Source organism: uncultured Methanofollis sp., from assembly GCF_937919355.1.
In the GTDB taxonomy this organism is placed as follows: Archaea; Halobacteriota; Methanomicrobia; order Methanomicrobiales; family Methanofollaceae; genus Methanofollis.
The window spans coordinates 1-2,694 of sequence record NZ_CALFSA010000083.1; the positions used below are offsets into that span (position 1 = coordinate 1).

The 2,694-nt window shown below is 64.4% G+C and carries 1 protein-coding gene and 1 pseudogene; both read right to left on the reverse strand.

Annotated elements, in window-relative coordinates:
- Positions 1-906: 906 nt before the first annotated feature.
- A pseudogene (locus tag Q0520_RS03715) lies at positions 907-1,557 on the reverse strand (queuosine precursor transporter).
- 51 nt (positions 1,558-1,608) lie between these two features.
- Positions 1,609-2,646, reverse strand: coding sequence for an ABC transporter permease (locus Q0520_RS03720; RefSeq protein WP_298666773.1), 1,038 nt, complete (start codon positions 2,644-2,646; stop codon positions 1,609-1,611).
- Between the last annotated feature and the right edge of the window lie 48 nt (positions 2,647-2,694).

Here is a 2,694-nt window from a genome sequence, read left to right on the forward strand (position 1 = left end):
ACCAGGATATCCGAAGGGGGAGATAACCATCCCCTGCTTATCCTAATGTGGGGGGACCGGGGGGCGGCAGCCCCCCGGAGAAGAGTGCCGTTCAACCGCCGTCCCAGAAACCCACAGATCCAGAATCCAGCCAATATCCGCCCCCTATCCCTCCACCCCAACGGCACCGCAAGGCGGGGGAGAGGGGACGCATTACCCGCAATCATACAGGCGGCAGGAGGGCGTCGAGTCCTGCCGGATTTTACCCCATTTCTCCCACAGGCCCCGGTATGCCGGGATCCCCGGATCTCCCCGGTACGGGCCCGGATGGGAGGCGCGATCCCCGGATCTGAGGCAGGTCCGGGCGGATCTGACCCGGAAGCACCTCGCCGGGACACCACCCGATTGGGAGGAAAACAGGGTCTCGCGGGGAGGGAGAGCGCCGCATCCCCGACCATCCTGAGCAGCATACGAGCATCAGGGCAATATCCACCCCCTATCCCTCCACCCCAACGGCACCGGGGGGACCGGGAGAGGGGATGGCATTACCCGCGATCATACAGGCGGCAGGAGGGCGTCGAGTCCTGACGGATTTCACCCCATTTCTCCCACAGGCCCCGGTATGCCGGGATCCCCGGATCTCCCCGGTACGGGCCCGGATGGAGGGTCCCACCCCCGGATCGGGGGCAGATCCGGGCGGATCTGACCCGGACACACCGCCGATCTACGATAGAACCGGGAAAGGGCGGATGAGATCACGGGGAGAGAGATTGCCATCCCCATCCTATCCTGAGCGGGGAACGAGCGTCAGCGAGTTCGAGAAAACCGTAGGTTTTCGAGTGATCGGGGGCGTAGTCCCCCGGCGCGGGACAGTGATCAGCCACCTCCCCCGCTATCGAGACCGGAGGCCACGATTCCCGGGGGCGATCACCGACCGGCACCCCTCTCCCTTCCCCCCTGCAGCCACCACACACCGAGGTAGCAGAAGGGGGTGTCGCAGGCCGCCGCCACCACCTTCACCAGCCAGTAGGGGATGATCAGGGAGACGATGAAGGGGACGGTGTAGCCCGGCGCCGCCCCGTAGAAGGCGATGAACATGAACGCCGTCGAGTCGATGAGCTGGCTCGCCATCGTCGAGAGGTTGTTCCGCAACCAGAGATACTTCCCGTGCGTCTTCTCCTTCCAGAAGTGGAAGGCCCAGACGTCGTGCGTCTGGCTCACCGCAGAACAGATCAGGCTCGCCAGGATGATCCGTCAGGACATCCCGAAGACATCCGTGTAGGCGTCGTTGTACGCGAACCTCTCCGCCGGCGGCAGGGCGACAGAGAGGGCCGTCAGCCCGAGGACGAAGACGAGAGAGAGCACCCCCGCAACGACAAGGTCGGTCGTCCTCTCCTTCCCGTACACCTCCGCCACGATGTCGGTCACGAGAAAAGTGACAGGATAGGCGAAGATCGCCACCGAGACCACGACCCCGCCGATCACCGCCACCTTGTTCCCGACGAGGTTTGCGGCGACGATCGCCGCGATATAGAGCCCTGCAAGAAGGGCGAACTTCCGCTCCGACGACCACGCCATAACGACCAGAAATGTGGGCCGCCGGGCATGAAAGAGGTGACGGCCAGGCCGTCACCTGATGTCTGCACGCAGGAACCGCACCCACGCAAGCCCGAAGAAGGCGGCGGGCACGACGAGCAGGGCGATAAGGTGGTCGGCACACCCGGCGAGGATGCCGAAGACCGCACCCAGGTCCTCCGCCTCCTCGTCAGAAAGGTCCTCCGTCATATCGGACGGTATCGTCACCGCCGCCATCACCTCCAGGTAGTTCCAGGAAGGAGAGGCGATCATCGCCGTACTCGTGAAGGCCATCCGCCCGTCATAATAGGCGTCGTTCTTCCTATCATACTCTTCAAGGACAGCCAGGATCTCCTCGTCAGACATCCCGCTCTCGAACACCCAGTCGGGGCTCTCGGGCGGGTCGCCGACAGCCGCGGAGATCACCAGCGGGTTGTTGACGACAAGAGGGAGGAAGACCAGGAGAACGGCGAGGACGAAGAGGGAGGAGACAAGGGCGCCACCGCTCGTCTCCGCAACCGTCGAGAAGAAGAGGGCGATCAGGAAGAAGGAGAGGATCAGGAGATAGGAGAAGAGACCGAAGAGGGCGACCCTCACCACCTCGTCGGGACGGAGGACGATCCCGGAGAGGAGGAGGACAGAGACGCAGAGGAGGAGCATGACCACCACCCCGACGGCGATCGCCGCCGCACCGCCGAGGGCCTTCCCCGTGATCACCTCGTCCCGGTAGACCGGGTGGGAGAGGAGGACCTTCAGGGACCGACTCTCCTTCTCCCGCGTGATCAGGTCGAAACCCATCGCAACCCCCAGGAATGCCCAGAGCGTCATCGAAGGGTAGCCGACGGCGTGGAAGAGCCACATCACCGCAGGGGGGGACAGCGCCCCCTGCCCGGAGGAGTCGCCGGCATCCCCGGAAACGGTTGTCTGCGCCGCGTTGTATTTTTCCAGTGCCGCCTGGTACAGGCCGACACCCGAGACCATTCCCACCGCGGCGAGGAGGAGCATGACCGCAAAGATGCCGAGAAAACGCCTGCTCCCCATGTGGTCGCGGAACTCCTTCGCGGCGATGACCCGCATGCCTTCGGTCCTCATCTGATGTCCTCCCGCAGGAAACGCACCCATGCAAGCCCGAAGAAGGCC